Source organism: Roseovarius sp., from assembly GCF_030373445.1.
GTDB lineage: Bacteria > Pseudomonadota > Alphaproteobacteria > Rhodobacterales > Rhodobacteraceae > Roseovarius.
In genome coordinates, this window is record NZ_JAUCYU010000012.1 from 58,223 (window position 1) to 76,505 (window position 18,283).

At 66.4% G+C, this 18,283-nt stretch carries 21 protein-coding genes; 15 read left to right on the forward strand and 6 right to left on the reverse strand.

What is annotated here, in order from left to right:
• Positions 1-51 precede the first annotated feature (51 nt).
• Positions 52-306 carry a DUF167 domain-containing protein gene (locus tag QUV18_RS19275; protein ID WP_300895720.1) on the forward strand — a complete coding sequence of 85 codons (255 nt, stop codon included), beginning with the start codon at positions 52-54 and terminating at the stop codon, positions 304-306.
• On the opposite strand, the gene QUV18_RS19280 is transcribed toward QUV18_RS19275, so the two are convergent.
• Positions 293-541, reverse strand: coding sequence for a hypothetical protein (locus tag QUV18_RS19280; RefSeq protein WP_300895721.1), 249 nt, complete (start codon positions 539-541; stop codon positions 293-295). The genes QUV18_RS19275 and QUV18_RS19280 overlap by 14 nt on opposite strands.
• Positions 542-658: 117 nt before the next feature.
• Here QUV18_RS19280 and QUV18_RS19285 point away from each other — a divergent pair, with 117 nt between their 5' ends.
• From QUV18_RS19285 to QUV18_RS19295, 3 genes are all read left to right on the forward strand, one after another.
• A complete protein-coding gene (locus QUV18_RS19285; RefSeq protein WP_300895722.1) occupies positions 659-1,354 on the forward strand; it encodes a M48 family metallopeptidase in 696 nt (231 codons plus the stop codon).
• A gap of 9 nt (positions 1,355-1,363) precedes the next feature.
• A complete protein-coding gene (locus QUV18_RS19290) occupies positions 1,364-1,717 on the forward strand; it encodes a YigZ family protein (RefSeq protein WP_300895723.1) in 354 nt (117 codons plus the stop codon).
• 69 nt (positions 1,718-1,786) lie between these two features.
• A complete protein-coding gene (locus QUV18_RS19295; protein WP_300895724.1) occupies positions 1,787-2,050 on the forward strand; it encodes a DUF6455 family protein in 264 nt (87 codons plus the stop codon).
• 7 nt (positions 2,051-2,057) lie between these two features.
• On the opposite strand, the gene QUV18_RS19300 is transcribed toward QUV18_RS19295, so the two are convergent.
• Positions 2,058-2,711 (reverse strand): hemolysin III family protein, encoded by a 654-nt coding sequence (locus QUV18_RS19300; RefSeq protein WP_300895725.1) that lies wholly within the window; start codon positions 2,709-2,711, stop codon positions 2,058-2,060.
• Positions 2,712-2,912: 201 nt separating this feature from the next.
• Positions 2,913-4,289 carry a 30S ribosomal protein S12 methylthiotransferase RimO gene (gene rimO / locus QUV18_RS19305; protein WP_300895726.1) on the reverse strand — a complete coding sequence of 459 codons (1,377 nt, stop codon included), beginning with the start codon at positions 4,287-4,289 and terminating at the stop codon, positions 2,913-2,915.
• Positions 4,290-4,396: 107 nt separating this feature from the next.
• Between rimO and QUV18_RS19310 the strand changes: the two genes are divergently transcribed.
• Complete coding sequence (locus QUV18_RS19310) at positions 4,397-6,376, forward strand: AsmA family protein (RefSeq protein WP_300895727.1); 1,980 nt, start codon at positions 4,397-4,399, stop codon at positions 6,374-6,376.
• A gap of 27 nt (positions 6,377-6,403) precedes the next feature.
• Positions 6,404-7,822, forward strand: coding sequence for an FAD-binding oxidoreductase (locus QUV18_RS19315; RefSeq protein WP_300895728.1), 1,419 nt, complete (start codon positions 6,404-6,406; stop codon positions 7,820-7,822).
• 119 nt (positions 7,823-7,941) lie between these two features.
• Here QUV18_RS19315 and QUV18_RS19320 read toward each other — a convergent pair whose 3' ends face one another.
• A complete protein-coding gene (locus tag QUV18_RS19320; RefSeq protein WP_300895729.1) occupies positions 7,942-8,400 on the reverse strand; it encodes an Lrp/AsnC family transcriptional regulator in 459 nt (152 codons plus the stop codon).
• Between the two features lie 73 nt (positions 8,401-8,473).
• Between QUV18_RS19320 and QUV18_RS19325 the strand changes: the two genes are divergently transcribed.
• The 9 genes from QUV18_RS19325 to QUV18_RS19365 all read left to right on the forward strand — a co-directional run bounded on the left by QUV18_RS19325 (position 8,474) and on the right by QUV18_RS19365 (position 16,606).
• Positions 8,474-9,292, forward strand: a complete 819-nt coding sequence (locus QUV18_RS19325; protein WP_300895843.1) for a phenylalanine 4-monooxygenase — start codon at positions 8,474-8,476, stop codon at positions 9,290-9,292.
• 75 nt (positions 9,293-9,367) lie between these two features.
• A complete protein-coding gene (locus QUV18_RS19330) occupies positions 9,368-10,186 on the forward strand; it encodes a TerC family protein (protein WP_300895730.1) in 819 nt (272 codons plus the stop codon).
• 127 nt (positions 10,187-10,313) lie between these two features.
• A complete protein-coding gene (locus tag QUV18_RS19335; RefSeq protein ID WP_300895731.1) occupies positions 10,314-10,529 on the forward strand; it encodes a hypothetical protein in 216 nt (71 codons plus the stop codon).
• 5 nt (positions 10,530-10,534) lie between these two features.
• On the forward strand, positions 10,535-11,437 hold the full coding sequence (locus QUV18_RS19340) for a 5-bromo-4-chloroindolyl phosphate hydrolysis family protein (RefSeq protein WP_300895732.1): 903 nt from the start codon (positions 10,535-10,537) through the stop codon (positions 11,435-11,437).
• 13 nt (positions 11,438-11,450) lie between these two features.
• Positions 11,451-12,650, forward strand: a complete 1,200-nt coding sequence (locus tag QUV18_RS19345) for a toxic anion resistance protein (protein WP_300895733.1) — start codon at positions 11,451-11,453, stop codon at positions 12,648-12,650.
• A 50-nt stretch (positions 12,651-12,700) separates the two neighbouring features.
• Complete coding sequence (locus tag QUV18_RS19350) at positions 12,701-13,621, forward strand: DUF2927 domain-containing protein (RefSeq protein ID WP_300895734.1); 921 nt, start codon at positions 12,701-12,703, stop codon at positions 13,619-13,621.
• 21 nt (positions 13,622-13,642) lie between these two features.
• Complete coding sequence (locus QUV18_RS19355) at positions 13,643-14,776, forward strand: SPFH domain-containing protein (RefSeq protein WP_300895735.1); 1,134 nt, start codon at positions 13,643-13,645, stop codon at positions 14,774-14,776.
• Between the two features lie 13 nt (positions 14,777-14,789).
• Positions 14,790-15,920: a TFIIB-type zinc finger domain-containing protein gene (locus tag QUV18_RS19360; protein WP_300895736.1), complete on the forward strand. Its 1,131-nt coding sequence runs from the start codon at positions 14,790-14,792 to the stop codon at positions 15,918-15,920.
• Positions 15,921-15,931: 11 nt separating this feature from the next.
• Entirely contained in the window at positions 15,932-16,606 is a 675-nt protein-coding gene (locus QUV18_RS19365) for a nitroreductase (RefSeq protein WP_300895737.1), read from the forward strand.
• Between the two features lie 19 nt (positions 16,607-16,625).
• Here QUV18_RS19365 and QUV18_RS19370 read toward each other — a convergent pair whose 3' ends face one another.
• Together QUV18_RS19370 and QUV18_RS19375 are read right to left on the reverse strand one after the other, a co-directional pair.
• Positions 16,626-17,123 (reverse strand): hypothetical protein, encoded by a 498-nt coding sequence (locus tag QUV18_RS19370; RefSeq protein ID WP_300895738.1) that lies wholly within the window; start codon positions 17,121-17,123, stop codon positions 16,626-16,628.
• A gap of 130 nt (positions 17,124-17,253) precedes the next feature.
• Positions 17,254-18,273 (reverse strand): extracellular solute-binding protein, encoded by a 1,020-nt coding sequence (locus QUV18_RS19375; RefSeq protein WP_300895739.1) that lies wholly within the window; start codon positions 18,271-18,273, stop codon positions 17,254-17,256.
• Positions 18,274-18,283 lie beyond the last annotated feature (10 nt).

Below are 18,283 nucleotides of genomic sequence, written 5' to 3' on the forward strand. Positions count from 1 at the left end.
GGTCAACCCTGCATCTTCCGCCGGGCGGGGAAAGAGGCTAGGGCTGGGCACATGAAACTGCCCGACCTGAGCCATCTTGCCGAGGCCGGCGCCACCGTGACGGTGCGCGTGACGCCGAAGGCCGCGGCCAACGGGATCGTGCTGCGCGAGGGTCAGATCCGGGTCAGCGTGACGGCGGCACCCGAGGGCGGCAAGGCGAACGCGGCGGTGCAGAAGCTGTTGGCGAAGGCGATGGGCGTGCCGAAATCGCGGCTTGAACTGATCCGGGGCGCGACGGCGCGCGACAAGGTCTTCAGCGTGGATTGAGGGTCTTGCCGTTCAGGGAATAGACCCCTTCGGGCAGGTTGAGCGCCGCGCCGAGATCGCGCAGCTGGGCCGGGGAGAGGGTGATCTTCTCGACCCGGTCGGTACGCGGATCGTATTGCTCGATGGTGACGCATTCCTCGAAGGCGTTGATGATCACGTCTTCCTCGAGCCGCGGGCGGCCTTCGTCGACGAGGGTGATGACGGTGGCGTCGAATTCGTGTTCAATGGAAAACATGGCGCCACCTTATTCGCTTGGCGGGGCATTGCAAGCAGGCCGCTGCGTTTCCATTGGGGGGCTGGCGGGCGGGGCAAACCCTGCTAGAACCTATGGGAAAGACGATTGAGGATATCGATGCGCTGGTTTCTGTTGTTGAGTGTGATGATCGGTCTGGCGGGCTGCGTGACGACGGCGCCGGCCCCCGGGCCCAATGCCGTGGCACGGGCGCCGCAAGCGCCGGGGGCGAGCGACATTCAGCGGTTCCAGTCGGTGGTGAGCCGGGTGGAGCCGGTGGCGGAGAGTATCTGCCGGAGCCGCGCGCGCTCGGCGAACTGCGATTTCCGGATCGTGCTGGATGACCGCGCGGGCCTGCAGCCCAACGCCTACCAGACGCTTGACGATAACGGGCGGCCGATCCTGGCCTTCACCCGGTCGCTTCTGGCGGATGTGCAGAATGCCGACCAGCTGGCTTTCGTCATGAGCCACGAGGCGGCGCACCATATAGCCGGCCACATTCCGCGGCAGCAGCAGAACGCCATGGCCGGCGCGATCCTGATGGGCGGGCTGGCCTCGCTCTCGGGGGCGGATTCGGCCGGGATCGAGGCGGCGGTGAACATGGGCGCGGGCGTGGGCGCGCGGCGGTATTCCAAGGATTTCGAGCTGGAGGCGGATGCCATTGGCACGGTGATCGCCCACGAATCGGGCTATGACCCGGTGCTGGGGGCGGAGTATTTCATGCGGATCGCCGACCCGGGCGACAGTTTCCTGGGCACCCACCCGCGCAATGCCGACCGGATCCAGACGGTGCGGCGCGTGGCGGCCGGGCTCTGATCGCGGCTCATGCAGCAACTGCCGGATGTGGTGCGCGACCGGGGGTCGAAATATGCCGTCTCGGGCGGTGTTGCGGCCAGCCGGGAGGATGCGGACGCCTTCCTCGCAGAGCTGAAGCGGGACAAGAAATTCGCCAAGGCGACGCATAATACCTGGGCGGTGATCCTGTCGGACGGGACGCCGCTGAAGGGGGATGACGGCGAATCGGGGGCGGGCAACGTGATTTTGCGGATGCTGGAGCGGGATGGCGTGACGGACCGGATACTGGTGGTGACGCGCTGGTACGGCGGCAAGCACCTGGGCGGCGACCGGTTCCGGCACGTGCAGACCTGCGTGCGGGCGTGGCTGGAGGCGTTCGGTTGATGCAGGTCAAGGACGGGGGGTGCCGGGCGGTCTAGCCTTGGTGGCGTATAACGCGACGGGAGAGACGACATGCCCAACCTGACCTACAAGCGCCATGCCGATCTGGTCGACCGGATGGCCAACGCGCTGGGGATCGACCTGGAAGAGAAGATCATGCGGGGCAAGCTGCAGATCGACACGCTGGGGGACGCGGTGCTGCGCTGTACCGGCTGCGCCGATCCCTGTGGCTGTGAGCAGTGGCTGGCCGCCCGGGTCGAGGTGGCCGACGAGGCGCCGGCGATGTGCCGGAACGCCGAGCTGTTCGACGGGCTGAAGCAGGGGCGGCGGCTCTGACCCGGGGTCAGAGCGGGATCTGCACGGCGCTGGCCAGGGCGGCGGAGATGCCCATGAAGAAGCAACCCGTCGCCACCAGCACGAAGGCGTGCCAGATGGCGTTGGCATAGCGCAGGGTTTCCCAGCAGTAGAAGATCACCGCGACCGAGTAGATGATGCCGCCGGTGAGGATCAGCCAGAGGCTTTGCGGGGGCAGCAGCGTCCAGAGCGGCACGATGAGCGCCACGCCGATCCAGCCGAGCGCGACCTGGGGCCACCAGCCGGTGGTCATGGCGCCGCGGGCCGCCATGAGTTTCGCCCCCGCGCCCACCAGCGCCAAAAGCCAGACCAGCCCGAGGACGATATAGCCGAAGGCGGTGCCCAGAAGCACGCTGAGCGGGGTGAAGGTGCCGGCGATCTTGAGGTAGATGGCGGCGTGGTCGATGCGGCGGAGGATCGGGCGGGCGGCGGTGTGGGCGCCGAGGTGATAGGCGGCCGAGGCCGAGAGCATCAGGATGAGGCCCGCAGCATAGACCGAGGTGGCCACGAAGGTCGACCACGGCATGTGCTGGTACCACATCCAGAAGATCGTGGCGACGCCGGCGAGCGCCGCGGTGACGCCTGTGACGTGGACGATGCCGTCGGCCCAGCGTTCGGCGCGGGTGTAATTGGGATAGGACATGGTCCCGGTACCTCCTGCCCGGTTCTTGGCATCTCTCCACGACATCCTGATGTCGGCATCCGCGCAAAACTGTGGTTTGTTTTCGGCCGGTTTGAAACCGGGGCCGACGCGACGTCATGCAGGGGATCAAGCGCCGATGGGGGCGAATGGTTCCCGAGGGATGGGGCGGGCAAAGCCGGGATTGGCGGCGGAGCGCCGGTGTCAGGCGCGGGTGATCTGCCCCCACAGATCGTACTCTCCCGCCTCGTCGACCTCGACCGTGACGATATCGCCGACCGAGAGCGCCTCGGTGCCCTCGTCGATGAAGAGGCAACCGTCGATTTCGGGGGCGTCGGCCTTGGTGCGGCAGGTGGCGATGCCGTCTTCGTCGATATCGTCGACGATCACGTCTTGCACAGATCCGACCTTGGCGGCCAGTTTATCCGCGGAAATGGCCTGTGCCTTTTCCATGAATCGCTCCCACCGCTCCTGCTTGACCGGTTCGGGCACGTGATCGGGGAGGGCGTTGGAGCGGGCGCCTTCGACGTTTTCGTATTTGAAGCAACCGACGCGGTCGAGGCGGGCCTCGTCAAGCCAGTCGAGAAGGGTCTGGAATTCCTCCTCGGTTTCGCCCGGGTAGCCGACGATGAAGGTGGAGCGCAGGGTGATATCGGGGCAGATCGCCCGCCAGGCGTTGATTTCATCGAGGGTTTTCGCCGCCGCCGCGGGACGCGCCATGCGTTTGAGCGTGTCGGGATGGGCGTGCTGGAACGGGATGTCGAGATAGGGCAGGATGCGCCCCTCGGCCATCAGCGGGATGAGGTCGCGCACATGCGGATAGGGGTAGACGTAGTGCAGGCGGACCCACGCGCCGAGATCGCCGAGGTCACGGGCGAGATCGGTGATATGGGCGCGGTGGCCGCCGGTTTCGGCGTGCCTGGTGTCGACCCCGTAGGCGGAGGTGTCCTGACTGATGACGAGCAGTTCCTTGACCCCGTTCTCGACCAGTTTCTCGGCCTCGCGCAGCACCGCGTGGGCGGGGCGGGAGGCCAAGCGGCCGCGCATGTCGGGGATGATGCAGAACTTGCACTTGTGGTTACAGCCCTCTGATATCTTTAGGTAACTGTAATGCCGGGGCGTAAGCTTCACGCCCGAGGAGGGGAGCAGGTCGACGAAGGGATCGGGGCTGGGCGGGACGGCGGAATGGACCGCGTCGAGCACCTGTTCGTACTGGTGGGGCCCGGTGACGGCGAGCACCTTGGGGTGGGTGCCGGTGATGTATTCGGGCTCGGCCCCCAGACAGCCGGTGACGATCACGCGGCCGTTTTCCTGAAGCGCCTCGCCAATGGCTTCGAGGCTTTCGGCCTTGGCGCTGTCGAGGAAGCCGCAGGTGTTGACGATGACCGCGTCGGCCCCGCCGTAATCGGGCGAGATGCCGTAGCCCTCGGCCCGGAGCCGCGTGAGGATGCGTTCACTGTCGACCAGCGCCTTGGGGCAGCCGAGGGAGACCATGCCGATGACCGGCTGGCCCGGGCGGCTGGCCTCGGAAATGGTGGAGCGCGCGAGATCGGGGCGCAGGTCGGGGGGGTTGGTGCTCATGTGGCGCGATATAGTCGCTCGCGCCCCCTCGCGAAAGTGAAAACGAGGTTGTTGCGCGGGGCGCCGGGGCCTAACCTTGCGGGAAAAGACGCGGAGGGGTGAGCGGTATGCGTTGGATCGTGCGGGCCTTCGGGCTGTTGCTGCTGGCGGTGGTGCTGGTGGCGGGTGTCTTCCTGCTTCTGCCGGGCGACAAGATCGCCAAGGTCGCGGCGAGCCAGCTGTCGAGCTGGACCGGCCGCGAGGTGACGATGAGCGGGGAGACGACGCTGAGCTTCTATCCCATCCTCGGCGTCAGTACCGGGGCGGTGACGGTGGCCAATGCCGAGTGGAGCGACGGGCCGCCGATGTTTCGCGCCGAGAGCCTGAAGATCGGGGTGGAGCCGCAGGTTCTGTGGGGCGGGGATATCCGGATCACCGGGCTGGAGGCGGTGGGGCCCGTCATCAACCTCGAGAAGGCCGCCGACGGGCGCGTGAACTGGGAGCTGAATGTCGAGGGCGTGGCGCCGTCGGGTCAGGCGGGCGAGGGTACAGCGCCGGAGCAGCCGGACGGGATGGCGCGGTCGGACCGGCTGGCGCTGACGTTGGACCGGGCGTTGGTGCAGGATGCGACCTTTCTTTACACCGATCACGGCACCGGCGAGCGGACCGAGATGCGCGGCATGGCGTTCGATTTCCGCTGGCCCGAGTACGAGGGGCGGGCGACGTTCGCCATGACGCTGCGGCCGGCGGGCGAGGCGGTGCGGATCGAGGGCTATCTCGACCGGGTGGGCGAGTTCATCGACGGCGCGGTGAGCGACGTGAAGGCGACGGTCAGCACGAAGGGGGGCGAGGCGACCTTCCTTGGCCGGGCGAGTGCGGCGCCGGAGCTGCAGGGCCGGGTGACGGCGGCGGTGTCGGATACGCGCGCGTTCATGGCGTCGCTGGGTCTGCCGGCGGCGGATATTCCGGCCGGGCTGGGGCGGAGCGTGAATGGCGAGACGCTGGTGACCTACAGCGCAGATCAGCGGCTGTCGCTGCGCGAGGTGGCGTTGCAGCTTGACGGCAACCGGATCGGCGGGGCGGCGGACGTGGAGCTGGGCGGCGAGCGGCCGGTGGTGTCGGCGCAGATCAACGCGGGCGCGCTGGACCTGACGGGGATGGAGAGCGAGAGCGGCGGCGAGGCGAGCGCGGGGCGCGCGTCGGTGGCGGCGGACAGGGGGTGGTCGACCGAGCCGATCGATGCCTCGGCGCTGGGCCTGGCGAATGGCGAGATTGCTCTGACGGCGGAGAGTGTCGACCTCGGGGATCTGAAGGTCGGCACGGTACGCTCGATGATCACGCTGGACCGGTCGCGGCTGGTGTTCGACCTGCGTGAGGTTCGGGCGTATAACGCGTTGATTACCGGGAATTTCGTGGTGAACAACCGTTCCGGCCTGTCGGTGGGTGGCGACCTGAAGGCGGCGGGGATCGACATGGAGCGTTTCCTGACCGATGCCGCCGGGATCACGCGGTTTTCCGGCGAGGCGGACGCGAGCCTGAGCTTTCTGGGCGTGGGCGCGTCGCAGCAGGCGATCATGGAGTCGCTGAGCGGCAAGGGCGCGTTCCAGACCGGGCGCGGGGTGATCTCGGGGTTCGACCTGGACAAGCTGATGCGGTCGGGCGTGGCGACGGGTGGCACGACGATCTTCGACACGATGGGCGCGACCTTCACCATGGAGGACGGGTTCGCGCGAAACGACGACTTGCTGCTGAAGCTGCCGCTGGCGAAGGCGGAGGGGGAAGGGGTGGTCTCGCTCGGCAAGCGTCGGATCGATTACCTGTTCACGCCGGTGTTGCTGGAGGGGGAAACGACCAAGGGGCTGGCCATTCCGGTGCGGATCCGGGGGGCGTGGGACGATCCGGAGATCGTTCCGGACATGGAGGCGGCGATCGACCGGAACTTCAGGGACGAGAAGAAGGAACTGGAGGACAAGGCCGAGGAGGAGGTGCGGCGCGCTGTTGAAAAGGAGCTGGGCGTCGAACTGCAGGAGGACGAGTCGGTCGAGGATGCGCTGAAGAAGAAGCTGGAGGAGGAGGCCACGAAGGGGCTTCTGAAGCTCTTCGAGTGATGCAGGATCGGCGCGCAAGGGGTTGAGATGGTGTTGAATTCGGTTGACGAGGCCTTTGTCGGGCGGCTGCGGGAGGTTCTGCCGGAGGCGGCGTTCCGCGAGGTGACGCCGGCCTACCTGGAGGAGCCGCGCGGGCGCTGGGCCGGCCAGGCGGGCGTTCTGGTGGCGCCGGATTGCGTGGAGGATGTGGCGGCCTGTGTGCGCCTCGCCGCGGAGGCAAGGGTGCCGGTGGTGCCCTATGGCGGCGGCACGGGGCTGGTCGGCGGGCAGCTCGTGGCGGACGGGCCGGCGCCGATGCTGCTGAGCCTCGAGCGGATGCGGAAAGTGCGGGGCGTCTGGCCCGAGGAGAACGCGATGGAGGTCGAGGCGGGGGCGATCCTGTCGGATATCCACGCGGCAGCCGAGGCGGTGGACCGGCTGTTTCCGCTTTCGATCGCGGCGAAGGGGAGCGCGCGGATCGGCGGGATGCTGGCGACCAATGCGGGCGGGGTGAACGTGCTGCGCTATGGCAATGCGCGGGCGCTGTGCCTCGGGCTCGAGGCGGTGCTGCCGGACGGGCAGGTCTGGCACGGGCTGCGGCGGCTGCGGAAGGACAATATGGGGTACGACCTGCGCGACCTGCTGATCGGCTCGGAAGGGACGCTGGGGGTGATCACGGCGGCGACGCTGGTGCTGCACCCGAGGCCCGCGGGGGAAGGGACGGCGCTGATGGCGGTGCCGGGGCCCGGTGAGGCGCTTTCGCTGCTGGCGCTGGCGCGGGAGCACATGGCGGAGGGGGTGTCGGCCTTCGAGCTGATGCACCGGGCGGGGCTGGATTTCCTGGCGGAGACGATGCCGGATGTGCGGCTGCCGTTCGACGAGGCGCCGGAGTGGGTGGTGCTGATCGATATCGGGCTGGCCAAGGGGCTGGAGCCGGCGGGAGCGCTGGAGCGGCTCTTTGCGGAGGCGTTCGAGGCGGAGCTGGTGAGCGACGGGATGGTCGCCCAGTCGGAGGCGCAGCGGGCCGCGTTCTGGGAGGTGCGGGAGACGATCCCCGAGGCCAACCGGCGGATCGGGTCGGTCAGTTCTCACGATATTTCCGTGCCGCAGGGGGCGCTGCCGGAGTTCATTGCGCGGGGGAACGGGGCGATGGCGGCGCTGGGGGCGTTCCGGGTGAATTGCTTCGGGCATGTGGGCGACGGGAACTTGCATTACAACGTCTTCCCGCCCAAGGGGCAGAGCAAGGAGGCCTTCACCGGCCAGCGGGACGAGATCAAGCGGGTGGTGCATGACCTCGTGCATGAATTGGGCGGGTCGGTGAGCGCCGAGCACGGGGTCGGGCGGCTGAAGGTGGATGACCTGGAGCGCTATGGCGATCCGGCGAAGCTGTCGGCGATGCGGGCGATCAAGGCGGCGCTGGACCCGGTGGGGATCATGAACCCGGGGGCCGTGTTGCGGGCGGATTAGGGGGCGCTGCCCCCCACGTTGAAATCAGGGATTTCAACGCTCCCCCCGGGATATTTCCGGCCAGAAGAAGCTGGGCGCCTGGTCTTTCATCTTTCTGGAAATACTCAGAATCCTAAGGGTCAGACCGGGAGCGACGTTGTCCGTTTGAGCGCCTTCAGGGAGAAGCTGGAGTGGACGGCGCGGACCACGTCGCTGCGCAGGAGGGCGTTGGTCATGAAATGCTCGTAGCTTTCGACGTCGGCGGTGTGGATCTTCAGCATGTAGTCGGCGCTGCCGGTGATGGCGTGGCATTCGAGGATTTCGGGGTGCCGGTCGATCAGGCGGGAGAAGGCGGCCAGCGACGCCTCGGAGTGATCCTGCAGCGAGACGGTGGCGAAGACGCAGAGCTTGGCGCCGACCTTGGCGGGGTCGAGGAGCGCCACGCGGGCGGTGACGATGCCGGTGGCGTCGAACTCCTGCAGCTTGCGCCAGAGGGTGCTTTGGGCCATGCCGACGCGCTCGGCCAGCGTGGCGAGGGAGGCCGCGCTGTCCTGCTGGATTTCCCGAAGAATTGCTTTTTCCTGATCAGAAAATTTCATGGAATACGGGATAGCGGAATAATTTCTTGAATTCTACTGGTATCGGCGCGTGATCGGGAAAACTCTTCAGGCGGTGCGCGGTAGGCTGAAGGAAAGGAGAGACACCATGGCCAAGGACACCACCTACCACTCGAAAACGCCGGATGCGGACGGTTTTTACAGCTATTCTCCGGAGGAGGATGCCGTCTGGGGCGAGCTGTTCGAGACGCAGATGGCGTATCTGCGTGACAAGGCGACGCCGGAATATTTCGAGGGGGTCGAATTGCTGGGGCTCAAGGCCGGCAAGGTGCCGCAGGTCAAGGAGATCGACGCGCGGCTGGCGGAGCTGACCGGGGCAGGGGTTGAAGGCGTGCCGGCGATCATTCCGCCGAGCCGGTTCTTCGACCTGCTGAGCCAGCGGAAGTTCCCGGTGGCGACCTTCCTGCGGCGGCGGGAGCAGATGGAGTATATCGAGGAGCCGGACCTGTTTCACGAGGTGTTCGGCCATTGCCCGCTGCTGACCAACCCCGATTACGTGGCCTTCATCGAGGGCGTGGGGAAGAAGGCGAAGGCGCTGGGCAAGGGCTATAGCTGGCACCTGTTTAGGCTGTTCTGGTTCACGGTGGAGTTCGGGATGATCCGCCATGGCGATGGCTATCGGGCGTTCGGTGCCGGGATCGTGTCGTCGCCCGCGGAGGCCGCGCATGCCACGGGCGGCGAGGCGGTGACCGAGCCGTTCGATCTGCACCGGGTGCTGCGGATGCCTTACCGGATCGACATCGTGCAGCCGGTGTATTTTGCCATCGACGATTTCGCGCAATTGGCGGCGACGCTGGAGGAGGACTGGCAGGCGGCGATCGACGGGGCGCGGGCGCAGGGCGACCTGCCGGCGCCGTTCGACAAGGCGGCCTGAGCGAGGTTTCGTTTCCTATACCGGGCTGTCTGGGCTAAGCCCCTTCGTGTATTTCCAACGCGAGGGGCTTTTCCAATGGCCGATCTTCTGACCATCGAAAACCTCGGCAACCTGCTGATGCTGTGTTTCCTGCAGGCGGTGCTGGGCTTTGACAACCTTCTCTACATCTCGATCGAATCCCAGCGGGCGCCGGTGGCGCAGCAGAAATCGGTGCGGTACTGGGGCATCATCATCGCCGTCGCGCTGCGGGTGGTGCTGCTTTTCGTGATGATCCGGCTGATCGATGCCATGGCCGAGCCGTTCTACGTGTTCGACTGGGAGGGTGTGCTGACGGGGGGCGTGAATTTCGCGACCTGCGTGTTCATCATCGGGGGCGTCTTCATCATCTACACGGCGGTGAAGGAGATCAGCCACATGCTGACCATCGAGCACCTCGATACGGATATGAGCGACAAGCCGGGCAAGTCGGCCACGCAGGTGGTGATCATGATCGTGATGATGAACCTGATTTTCTCGTTCGACTCGGTGCTGTCGGCGCTGGCGATCACGGATGTGTTCGTGGTTCTGGCGACGGCGATCATCCTGTCGGGGCTGGCGATGCTGCTGCTGGCGGACGGGGTGACGCGGTTCCTGGAGAAGAACCGGATGTACGAGGTGCTGGGCCTGTTCATCCTGCTGATCGTCGGCGTCGTGCTTCTGGGCGAGGCGGGGCAGGCGGCGGCGCATGCGGTGCATGACGAGGCGCTGGCGCTGCGGTTCTTCGGCTACGAGGTGGTGCCGATGTCGAAGACGACCTTCTACTTCTCGGTCATCGTGCTGGTGGCGGTGGAGGTCATCCAGTCGGGCTATACGCGCAAGCTGAACGCGCAGCGGCGGACGGCCTCTCGCCACTGAGGCGGCGCGACGGCAAATCCCGAGGCCTTTGCCGGGCGTTAAGGCGATGTTTACCCTAGCAACGCCTGACGCCATGACCTAAGTTTCGGGGGAGTAAAGAGCCACCGACAGCGGGAGATGGCCCGGCATGGCGCGCCTGTTAATGCTCGTTATCCTGGCACTGGCGCTGTTGGCGCTGGCCGGTTTCGCCGTGTCCGCCATGACGCGGGCCGCGCGCGAGGCCCGGTCGCTGGGGCAGGAGATCGCGCTGACCACAAGGGGAACGAGTGTGCAGAAAATCGCCTATGCGGCCCTGTTCATCCTGATGCTCGGTGTCACGAGCGGCCTGCTTGGAGGGCTGTGAGGGGCATGGCGCGGAAATTCGGCGGCAAATACAGCCCGGACGGCAGCGATGTGCAGGGGCCGGATCAGACCGACGCGGTGCTCTATCGCGGGGCAAGGGTCGACCCGGCGGGGGCGCGGGCGAACCTGATGTTCCTGCCCGCGGCGGTGGTGCTGTTCACCTCGATCACCTCCGGTGCCGCCGGGCTGGCGCTGGGCGTGGCCTCGGCCGGGGTGCTGGCGCTGTCGGCGTGGATGCTGCGCAACGGGCTGAGGGCGGAGGCCGCGTATAACGCGCGGAAGGTGGCGCGGAGCCCCGGCATTCCGCGCAAGCTGTTCTCGTCCGTGCTGGCAGGGCTGGGGGTTGCGATTGCCGCCTACAAGGCCGAGCCGGGCCTGGTGGCGCCGATCATCTTCGGCGTCGTGACGACGGGCCTGCATGTCTTTTCCTTCGGGGTGGACCCGATGAAGAACAAGGGCATGGAAGGCGTCGACCAGTTCCAGACCGACCGGGTGGCGCGGGCCGTGGACAAGGCCGAGAACTACCTGAAGGAAATGATGGACGCCGTGCAGCGCGCCGGCGACCGGCAGGCGGTGGACCGGGTGGAACGGTTCCAGGTGAGCGTGCGGGAAATGCTGCGCACCATCGAGAACGACCCGCGCGACCTGACCGGGGCGCGCAAGTACCTGACGGTGTACCTGATGGGCGCGAAGGACGCGACGGTGAAGTTCGCCGATGTCTACGCGCGGTCCCGCGATGCCAAGGCGCGGGAGGATTACTTCGGTCTGCTGACCGACCTCGAACAGAATTTCAATGCCAAGACCCGGGCGCTTCTGAGCGACGATTCCGCCGATCTGGAGATCGAGATCGACGTGCTGCGCGACCGGCTCGAACGCGAGGGCATTCGCCCGGCCAACCCCAACGCATGAGGACCGATGATCCATGTCTGAGAACAGCCGTCAGAAAGCCGAGGCCGAATTGGCCGAAGTCGAGGAAGTGAGCCGGGTGATCCTGCCGGAGCCTGCGGAAGCCAATGCCGTGGTGCCGCTGGAGAAGGCGGACCCGGCGCAGGGGGCCGAGATCCGCAAGCGGATGGACGAGATCGACATGACCGACACGAATTCGATCGTGTCCTTCGGCTCGGGCGCGCAGGCGGAGTTGCAGGAGATCTCGCAATCCATGCTGTCGGGCGTGCGCAACAAGGACGTGGGCCCGGCGGGGGATTCCTTGCGCAATATCGTGACGACGATCCGGGGCTTCTCGGTCTCGGAGCTGGACGTGCGGCGCGAGCGGACATGGTGGGAGAAGCTGCTGGGCCGGGCCGCGCCCTTTGCCAAGTTCACCGCGCGGTTCGAGGACGTGCAGGGGCAGATCGACAGGATCACCGACGACCTGTTGGGCCATGAGCATGTGCTTCTGAAGGATATCAAGTCGCTCGACCTGCTCTACGAGAAGACGCTGACCTTCTATGACGAGCTGGCGCTTTACATCGCGGCCGGCGAGGAAAAGCTGAAGGAGCTGGACGAGCAGGTGATCCCGGCCAAGGACAAGGAAGTGCAGGCCGCGCCGGAGGACCAGCAGGTGATGAAGGCGCAGGAGCTGCGCGACCTGCGGGCGGCGCGGGACGACCTGGAACGCCGGGTGCATGACCTGAAGCTCACGCGGCAGGTGACGATGCAGTCGCTGCCGTCGATCCGGCTGGTGCAGGAGAACGACAAGAGCCTTGTGACCAAGATCAACTCGACGCTGGTGAACACCGTGCCGCTGTGGGAGACGCAGCTGGCGCAGGCGGTGACGATGCAGCGTTCGGCCGAGGCGGCGGCGGCGGTTCGGGATGCCAATGACCTGACCAACGACCTGCTGACCGCCAATGCCGAGAACCTGCGCGAGAGCAACAAGATGATCCGGCAGGAGATGGAGCGCGGCGTGTTCGATATCGAGGCGGTAAAGAAGGCCAATGCCGACCTGATCGGGACGATCGAGGAAAGCCTGCAGATTGCCGACGAGGGCAAGGCGAAACGGGCCGCCGCCGAGGAGGACCTGAAGAAGATGGAAAAGGATTTGCGCGACACGCTGGCATCGGCCAAGTCACGCCGCGACGGCGTGGGCGACAACGCCGGCACCGCCGTGCCCAAGAGCTGAGGCGTCATTTGAACAGAGCAGTTGGCATAGGGCGGTTCAGGCCGCTGTGGGTGGGTGCGCTTGCGGGCGCAGTTCTGTTGGCGTCCTGCGACACGCCGGAGGCGCCGACGAGCAAGCCGCATGCCCGGCCCGACGGGCTGGTGACCGAGAAACCCTACGAGCCCTCGGCCGAGAGCGCGGCGCTGAGCCGGTATTACAATCGGCTTCAGTCGCAATTGCTGGCGCAGGGCCTGTTGAGAACGGGCGGCGGCGGGGTGGACACGCCCTATACCGAGCGGGACGTCTCGCGCAATTTCGAGCGGATCGCGTTCTACAACGAGTATACGCCGGGCGGGGGGCTCGAGGAATCGAAGGACGGGCCGGACGTGCTGCGCAAGTGGGTCAAGCCGGTGCGGATGACGATCGAGTACGGGAAGACCGTTCCGGAGGAGATCAAGGAAGGCGATACCGCCGCCATCAGGGGCTATGCCGCGCGGCTGTCGCGGGTCACCGGCCATGATATCGCGCTGGATGACGGGGCCCCGAATTTCCACGTGATCATCGCCTCGGAGGATGACCGGCAGGATACGGTGGCGCGGGTGCTGGAGCTGGCGCCGACGATCGGGGCGGCGTCGCGGGACATTTTCGAGAACCCGCCGCGCAAGTTCTACTGTTTCGTGATGACCTTCGGGCGGCCCGGGGCACTGCATACGTTCGACAAGGCGATCGTGCTGATCCGCAGCGAACAGCCGGACCTGATGCGCCGGTCGTGCATTCACGAGGAGCTGGCGCAGGGGCTGGGGCTTGGCAACGACAGCGCCACGGCGCGCCCGTCGATCTTCAACGACGACAACGAATTCGCCTTCCTGACAACGCATGATGAAGAATTGCTGCGGCTGTTGTATCATCCGAGCCTGAAACCGGGGATGACGCTGGATCAGGCCCGCCCGCTGATCAGCCGGATACTGGACGGGGACCCGGGGCAGATTTGATTATTTGAGGAGACCTGAGACATGGGCATTTTCGATTTCCTGACGGGCGAGTTCATCGACGTCATCCACTGGGTCGACGATACGCGCGACACGATGGTCTGGCGGTTCGAGCGCGAGGGGCACGAGATCAAGTACGGTGCCAAGCTGACGGTGCGGGAGGGGCAGGCGGCGGTGTTCGTGCATGAAGGCCAGCTGGCGGACGTGTTCACGCCGGGGCTTTATATGCTCGAGACCAACAACATGCCGATCATGACGACGTTGCAGCACTGGGATCACGGGTTCCAGTCGCCGTTCAAGTCGGAGATCTATTTCGTCAACACGACGCGGTTCAATGACCTGAAATGGGGGACGAAGAACCCGATCATGCTGCGCGATCCGGAGTTCGGGCCAACGCGGATCAGGGCGTTCGGGACGTACTCGGTACGGGTTAGCGACCCGGCGAAGTTCCTCAGCGAGATCGTGGGCACCGACGGCGAGTTCACGATGGACGAGATCAGCTTCCAGATCCGCAACATCATCGTGCAGAGCTTTTCCCGGATCATTGCCGGGAGCGGCATTCCGGTGCTGGACATGGCGGCGAACACGGCCGACCTGGGCAAGCTGATCGCGTCGGAGATCTCGGCGGTGGTGGCCGAGTACGGGCTGATCATCCCGGAGTTCTATATCGAGAACATTTCCCTGCCGCCGGCGGTGGAGGAGGCGCTGGACAAGCGCACCTCGATGGGGCTGGCGGGCGACCTGGGCAAGTTCACCCAGTACTCGGCGGCCGAGGCGATGACCGCGGCGGCGAAGAACCCCAGCGGGGGCGCCGGGATCGGGGCCGGGCTTGGCATGGGGATGGGCATGGCGATGGCGCAGCAGCTGTCGGGCAATAACGGTCCGTGGGGGAATAACGGGCAGGGCCAGCACGCGCAGGCGCCGGCTGCCGCGCCGCCACCCCCGCCGCCGGTGGAGCATGTCTGGCACATCGCCGAGAACGGGCAGACGCATGGCCCCTATTCAAAGGCCGCCATGGGGCGGATGGCCAGCGAGAACAAGCTGACCCGCGAGAGCCTTGTCTGGACCGCCGGGCAGGATGGCTGGCTCAAGGCCGGAGAGGTGCAGGAGCTGGCGCAGCTTTTCACCATCCTGCCGCCGCCCCCGCCGGGCGCGTGAGGCGCGCGGCTTCATGAGCGAGACCACGACCGACACCGTCGCCGACGCCCCGCCGCCCGCCCCGGAAGAGCACCGCTTTCCCTGTGACCAGTGCGGGGCGGATTACCGGTTCGACCCGGACAGGGGGGAGCTGGTTTGTGACCATTGCGGCCACGTGGAGGAGATCGCGCAGGCGGGCCCGTGGCAATCGACCATCCGCGAGCTGGATTTCCAGTCGGCTCTGGCGGGCGAGCTGGGCGACGAGGAGATCGAGGAGACGCGGGTCCTGGAATGCCCGAGTTGCGGGGCAAGGGTGGAGTTCGACGACGCCACCCATTCCAAGGAATGCCCGTTCTGCGCGACGCCCGTGGTGACCGGCACCGGCACGCACCGGCATATCAAGCCCAAGGGGGTGCTGCCTTTCGCATTGGATGAACGCGCCGCAAGGCAGGCGATGACCGAGTGGCTGGGACGGCTGTGGTTCGCGCCGGAGGGCCTGCAGGACTATGCCCGCAAGGGGCGGAAGATGCAGGGGATTTACGTGCCCTACTGGACCTTCGATGCCGATACCAAGTCGAGTTATCACGGCGAGCGGGGCACGGTGTATTACGAGACGCGCACGGTGACGCGCGACGGCAAGCGGCAGACGATCCGGGTGCAGAAGGTGCGCTGGCGGTCGGTGTCGGGGCGGGTGGCGCGGTTCTTCGACGATGTGCTGGTGCTGGCCTCGCGGACGCTGCCGAAGCGGTACACGGATGCGCTGGAGCCGTGGGACCTGTCGGCGATGGAGCCCTACCGGCCGGAATTCCTGGCCGGGTTCCGGGCCGAGGGCTACCAGGTGGAGCTGGAGGAGGGGTTCGTCGAGGCGCGGGCGCATATGGACAACGTGATCGCCCGCGACGTGCGGTTCGATATCGGCGGCGACCGGCAGAGAATTCACGACATCGACACCGCGATCAGCGACGTGACCTTCAAGCACGTGCTGCTGCCGGTGTGGCTGGCGGCCTACAAGTACCGGGGCGAGACTTATCGCTTCGTCGTCAACGGGCGCACCGGCCGGGTGCAGGGAGAGCGGCCGTGGTCGGCGTGGAAGATCGCCGTGGCGGTGGTGCTGGGGCTGATCGTGGCTGGCGGCGTGGGCTACCTGATTTCGCAGAACAGTTGATGGAGGCCGGAATGCCGGAAGATTTCGACGCGCTGAACCGCGTGATGGACGGGCGTTATAGCTGCCGGGGGTTCAAGCCGGAGCCGGTGCCGGAAGAGGTGATCCGCCGGATCGTGGGCACGGCGGGCAAGGCCGCATCGTGGTGCAACGCCCAGCCGTGGCGGGTGGTGGTGACGCAAGGCAACGAGACGGAGCGGTTCCGGTCGGCGTTGCTGGAGATGGTGGCCAGTGGCAAGCCGGGGCCGGATCTCGCGTGGCCCGAGGAATATCCGGGGGTCTATGGCGAGCGGCGGCGGACCTGCGGCTACCAGCTTTACAGTGCCGTGGGAATCGACCGGAAGGATTACGGCGCAAGGGCCGAGCAGGCGATGCGGAATTTCCACCTTTTCGACGCGCCGCACGTGGCGATCGTGCATTCCGAGGCGAAACTGGGGGCCTATGGGGCGCATGATTGCGGCGAGTTCGTGCTGGGCTTCATGCTGGCCGCGACGGCGCAGGGGGTCGCGACGGTGGCGCAGGCCTCGGTCGCGGGCTATGCCGATTTCATCCGCAGCCATTTCGGGCTGGATGACAGCCGGATGGTGCTGTGCGCGATCTCCTTCGGGTACGAGGATCCGGATCACCCCGCCAATGCGTTCCGGACGGAGCGGGCGGGGGTGCGGGAGCTGCTTGATTTGCGGGGGTGAGGGGCGCGGGGCCGCCGGATTATTCCACCGGGCCTAGCACCACGCTGAAGGTTCCCTGCATCGTCATCGCCTCAGATAGGTCGATGTCGCGTCCATAATTGTCGCTGGTGCCCAGCTCGGTCTGGAAGCTGCCGGTCAGGCTTAGTTCCTCGCCGGAGACCGATGAGCTGTCGAGCGTCACGACGAGTCCGCCCTCTTCCGCATCGTCGCCGGCGTAGTAACGGATGGTGTCCCCATCCGACACCGTGCGCAGGTTGATTTCGCCGCGTTCCGCGCCGCCGGGGGCAAGGCTGAACCCGAGCATCAGGCTTTGAAGGTGAGACGATTTATCCGTAGGGAGCGCGTAGATGCTGGCGCTGCCGAAGCTTTCCGAGCCGGACCAGTCGCTTTGGCTGGGTAGAAGGGTATAGGCGTGGGTTTCGCCATCCACTTCGAGGACAAGCTCGCCGCCTTCCTCGGCATATGCGGCAAGGCCAATGGTGGAGACGAGGGTTGCGGCTGCAATTGTCCTGAACACGATAATCTCCTTCTAAGAATGCTTTCTCCTGCGTAGCACAGCTTTCGGTGGTGCACCAAACGCGTTCAACAAAAGAAAAACCCCCGGCGGTTGAACCGGCCGGGGGTTTGACTGGCAAAAGGTCAATGGCTCAGTCCCAGCCGACCTCGTTGAAGATGGTCTGGGCCGCCTTGGCGTTGCGGCTGAAGGCAGCCGTTGGGGTGGTGTCGTCGGCCTTGAAGTCGCCGAGCCGGTCTGTCGCCTCGACGCCCGGGGCGCCTTGGACGGCCGGGTACTCGTTGTTCTGCGAGGCGAAATGCGATTGCGCGAAGTCGCTGGTCAGGAATTCGAGGAACTTGACCGCGTTCTCGGGGTTCGGGGCCGCCGCGGTCATCGAGGCGGTGGCGAGGTTCACGTGGGCGCCGCGGTCGTCCTGGTTGGGCCAGACCCAGCCGATGCTGTCGATCTCGTCCGAGAGGCCGTCGACATCGCCGCCGAAGCCGCGCAGGAAGTAGTAGTGGTTGGCCACGGCCACGTCGCATTCGCCCGAGATCAGGCCGCGAAGCTGGTCGGTGTCGCCGCCCTGGGGCGCGCGGGCCATGTTGTCGACGATGCCGGCGGCCCAGTCGCGGGCGGCCTCTTCGCCATGGACCTCGATCATCGAGGCCAGCAGCGACTGGTTGTAGACGTTCGAGGAGGAGCGGATGCAGATCTTGCCCTTCCACTCGGGCTCGGCCAGCGCCTCGTAGGTGGCGGGCGGGTTTTCCACGCGGTCCTTGGCGTAGAAGATGATGCGCGCGCGCTGCGAGACGCCGAACCAGAGGTTCTCGGGGTGCTGGAACTGTTCCGGCACGCGCTCTTCGATCACGTCGGAGGTGAAGGGCTGGAGGACGCCCGCCTCTTCGGCGCGGTCCATGCGGCCCACGTCGACGGCGATGAAGATGTCGGCGGGGCTGTTGTCGCCCTCGGCCTCGAGCCGGGCGATGATCTCGTCGGCGTCGGCCTCGATCCGGTTGACGGTGATGCCGGTCTCTTCGGTGAACTCGTCGAACAGCAGGTCGTCGGAATCGTAGTGACGGCTGGAGTAGATGTTGACCTCCTGCGCGAAGGCAGGCGCGGCGAGGGCCAGGATGGCGGCGGCGGCGGTCAATGTTGGGGTGAGGCGGGTCATTCGGCGTGGT

Coding starts and splice junctions, on each gene's coding strand:
- QUV18_RS19335 (WP_300895731.1), top strand. CDS start 10,314: ATGGCGCGCCTGTTAATGCTCGTTATCCTGGCACTGGCGCTGTTGGCG.
- rimO (WP_300895726.1), bottom strand. CDS start 4,289: ATGAGCACCAACCCCCCCGACCTGCGCCCCGATCTCGCGCGCTCCACC.
- QUV18_RS19340 (WP_300895732.1), top strand. CDS start 10,535: ATGGCGCGGAAATTCGGCGGCAAATACAGCCCGGACGGCAGCGATGTG.
- QUV18_RS19285 (WP_300895722.1), top strand. CDS start 659: ATGCGCTGGTTTCTGTTGTTGAGTGTGATGATCGGTCTGGCGGGCTGC.
- QUV18_RS19290 (WP_300895723.1), top strand. CDS start 1,364: ATGCAGCAACTGCCGGATGTGGTGCGCGACCGGGGGTCGAAATATGCC.
- QUV18_RS19315 (WP_300895728.1), top strand. CDS start 6,404: ATGGTGTTGAATTCGGTTGACGAGGCCTTTGTCGGGCGGCTGCGGGAG.
- QUV18_RS19275 (WP_300895720.1), top strand. CDS start 52: ATGAAACTGCCCGACCTGAGCCATCTTGCCGAGGCCGGCGCCACCGTG.
- QUV18_RS19330 (WP_300895730.1), top strand. CDS start 9,368: ATGGCCGATCTTCTGACCATCGAAAACCTCGGCAACCTGCTGATGCTG.
- QUV18_RS19345 (WP_300895733.1), top strand. CDS start 11,451: ATGTCTGAGAACAGCCGTCAGAAAGCCGAGGCCGAATTGGCCGAAGTC.
- QUV18_RS19365 (WP_300895737.1), top strand. CDS start 15,932: ATGCCGGAAGATTTCGACGCGCTGAACCGCGTGATGGACGGGCGTTAT.
- QUV18_RS19320 (WP_300895729.1), bottom strand. CDS start 8,400: ATGAAATTTTCTGATCAGGAAAAAGCAATTCTTCGGGAAATCCAGCAG.
- QUV18_RS19360 (WP_300895736.1), top strand. CDS start 14,790: ATGAGCGAGACCACGACCGACACCGTCGCCGACGCCCCGCCGCCCGCC.
- QUV18_RS19295 (WP_300895724.1), top strand. CDS start 1,787: ATGCCCAACCTGACCTACAAGCGCCATGCCGATCTGGTCGACCGGATG.
- QUV18_RS19310 (WP_300895727.1), top strand. CDS start 4,397: ATGCGTTGGATCGTGCGGGCCTTCGGGCTGTTGCTGCTGGCGGTGGTG.
- QUV18_RS19300 (WP_300895725.1), bottom strand. CDS start 2,711: ATGTCCTATCCCAATTACACCCGCGCCGAACGCTGGGCCGACGGCATC.
- QUV18_RS19280 (WP_300895721.1), bottom strand. CDS start 541: ATGTTTTCCATTGAACACGAATTCGACGCCACCGTCATCACCCTCGTC.
- QUV18_RS19355 (WP_300895735.1), top strand. CDS start 13,643: ATGGGCATTTTCGATTTCCTGACGGGCGAGTTCATCGACGTCATCCAC.
- QUV18_RS19375 (WP_300895739.1), bottom strand. CDS start 18,273: ATGACCCGCCTCACCCCAACATTGACCGCCGCCGCCGCCATCCTGGCC.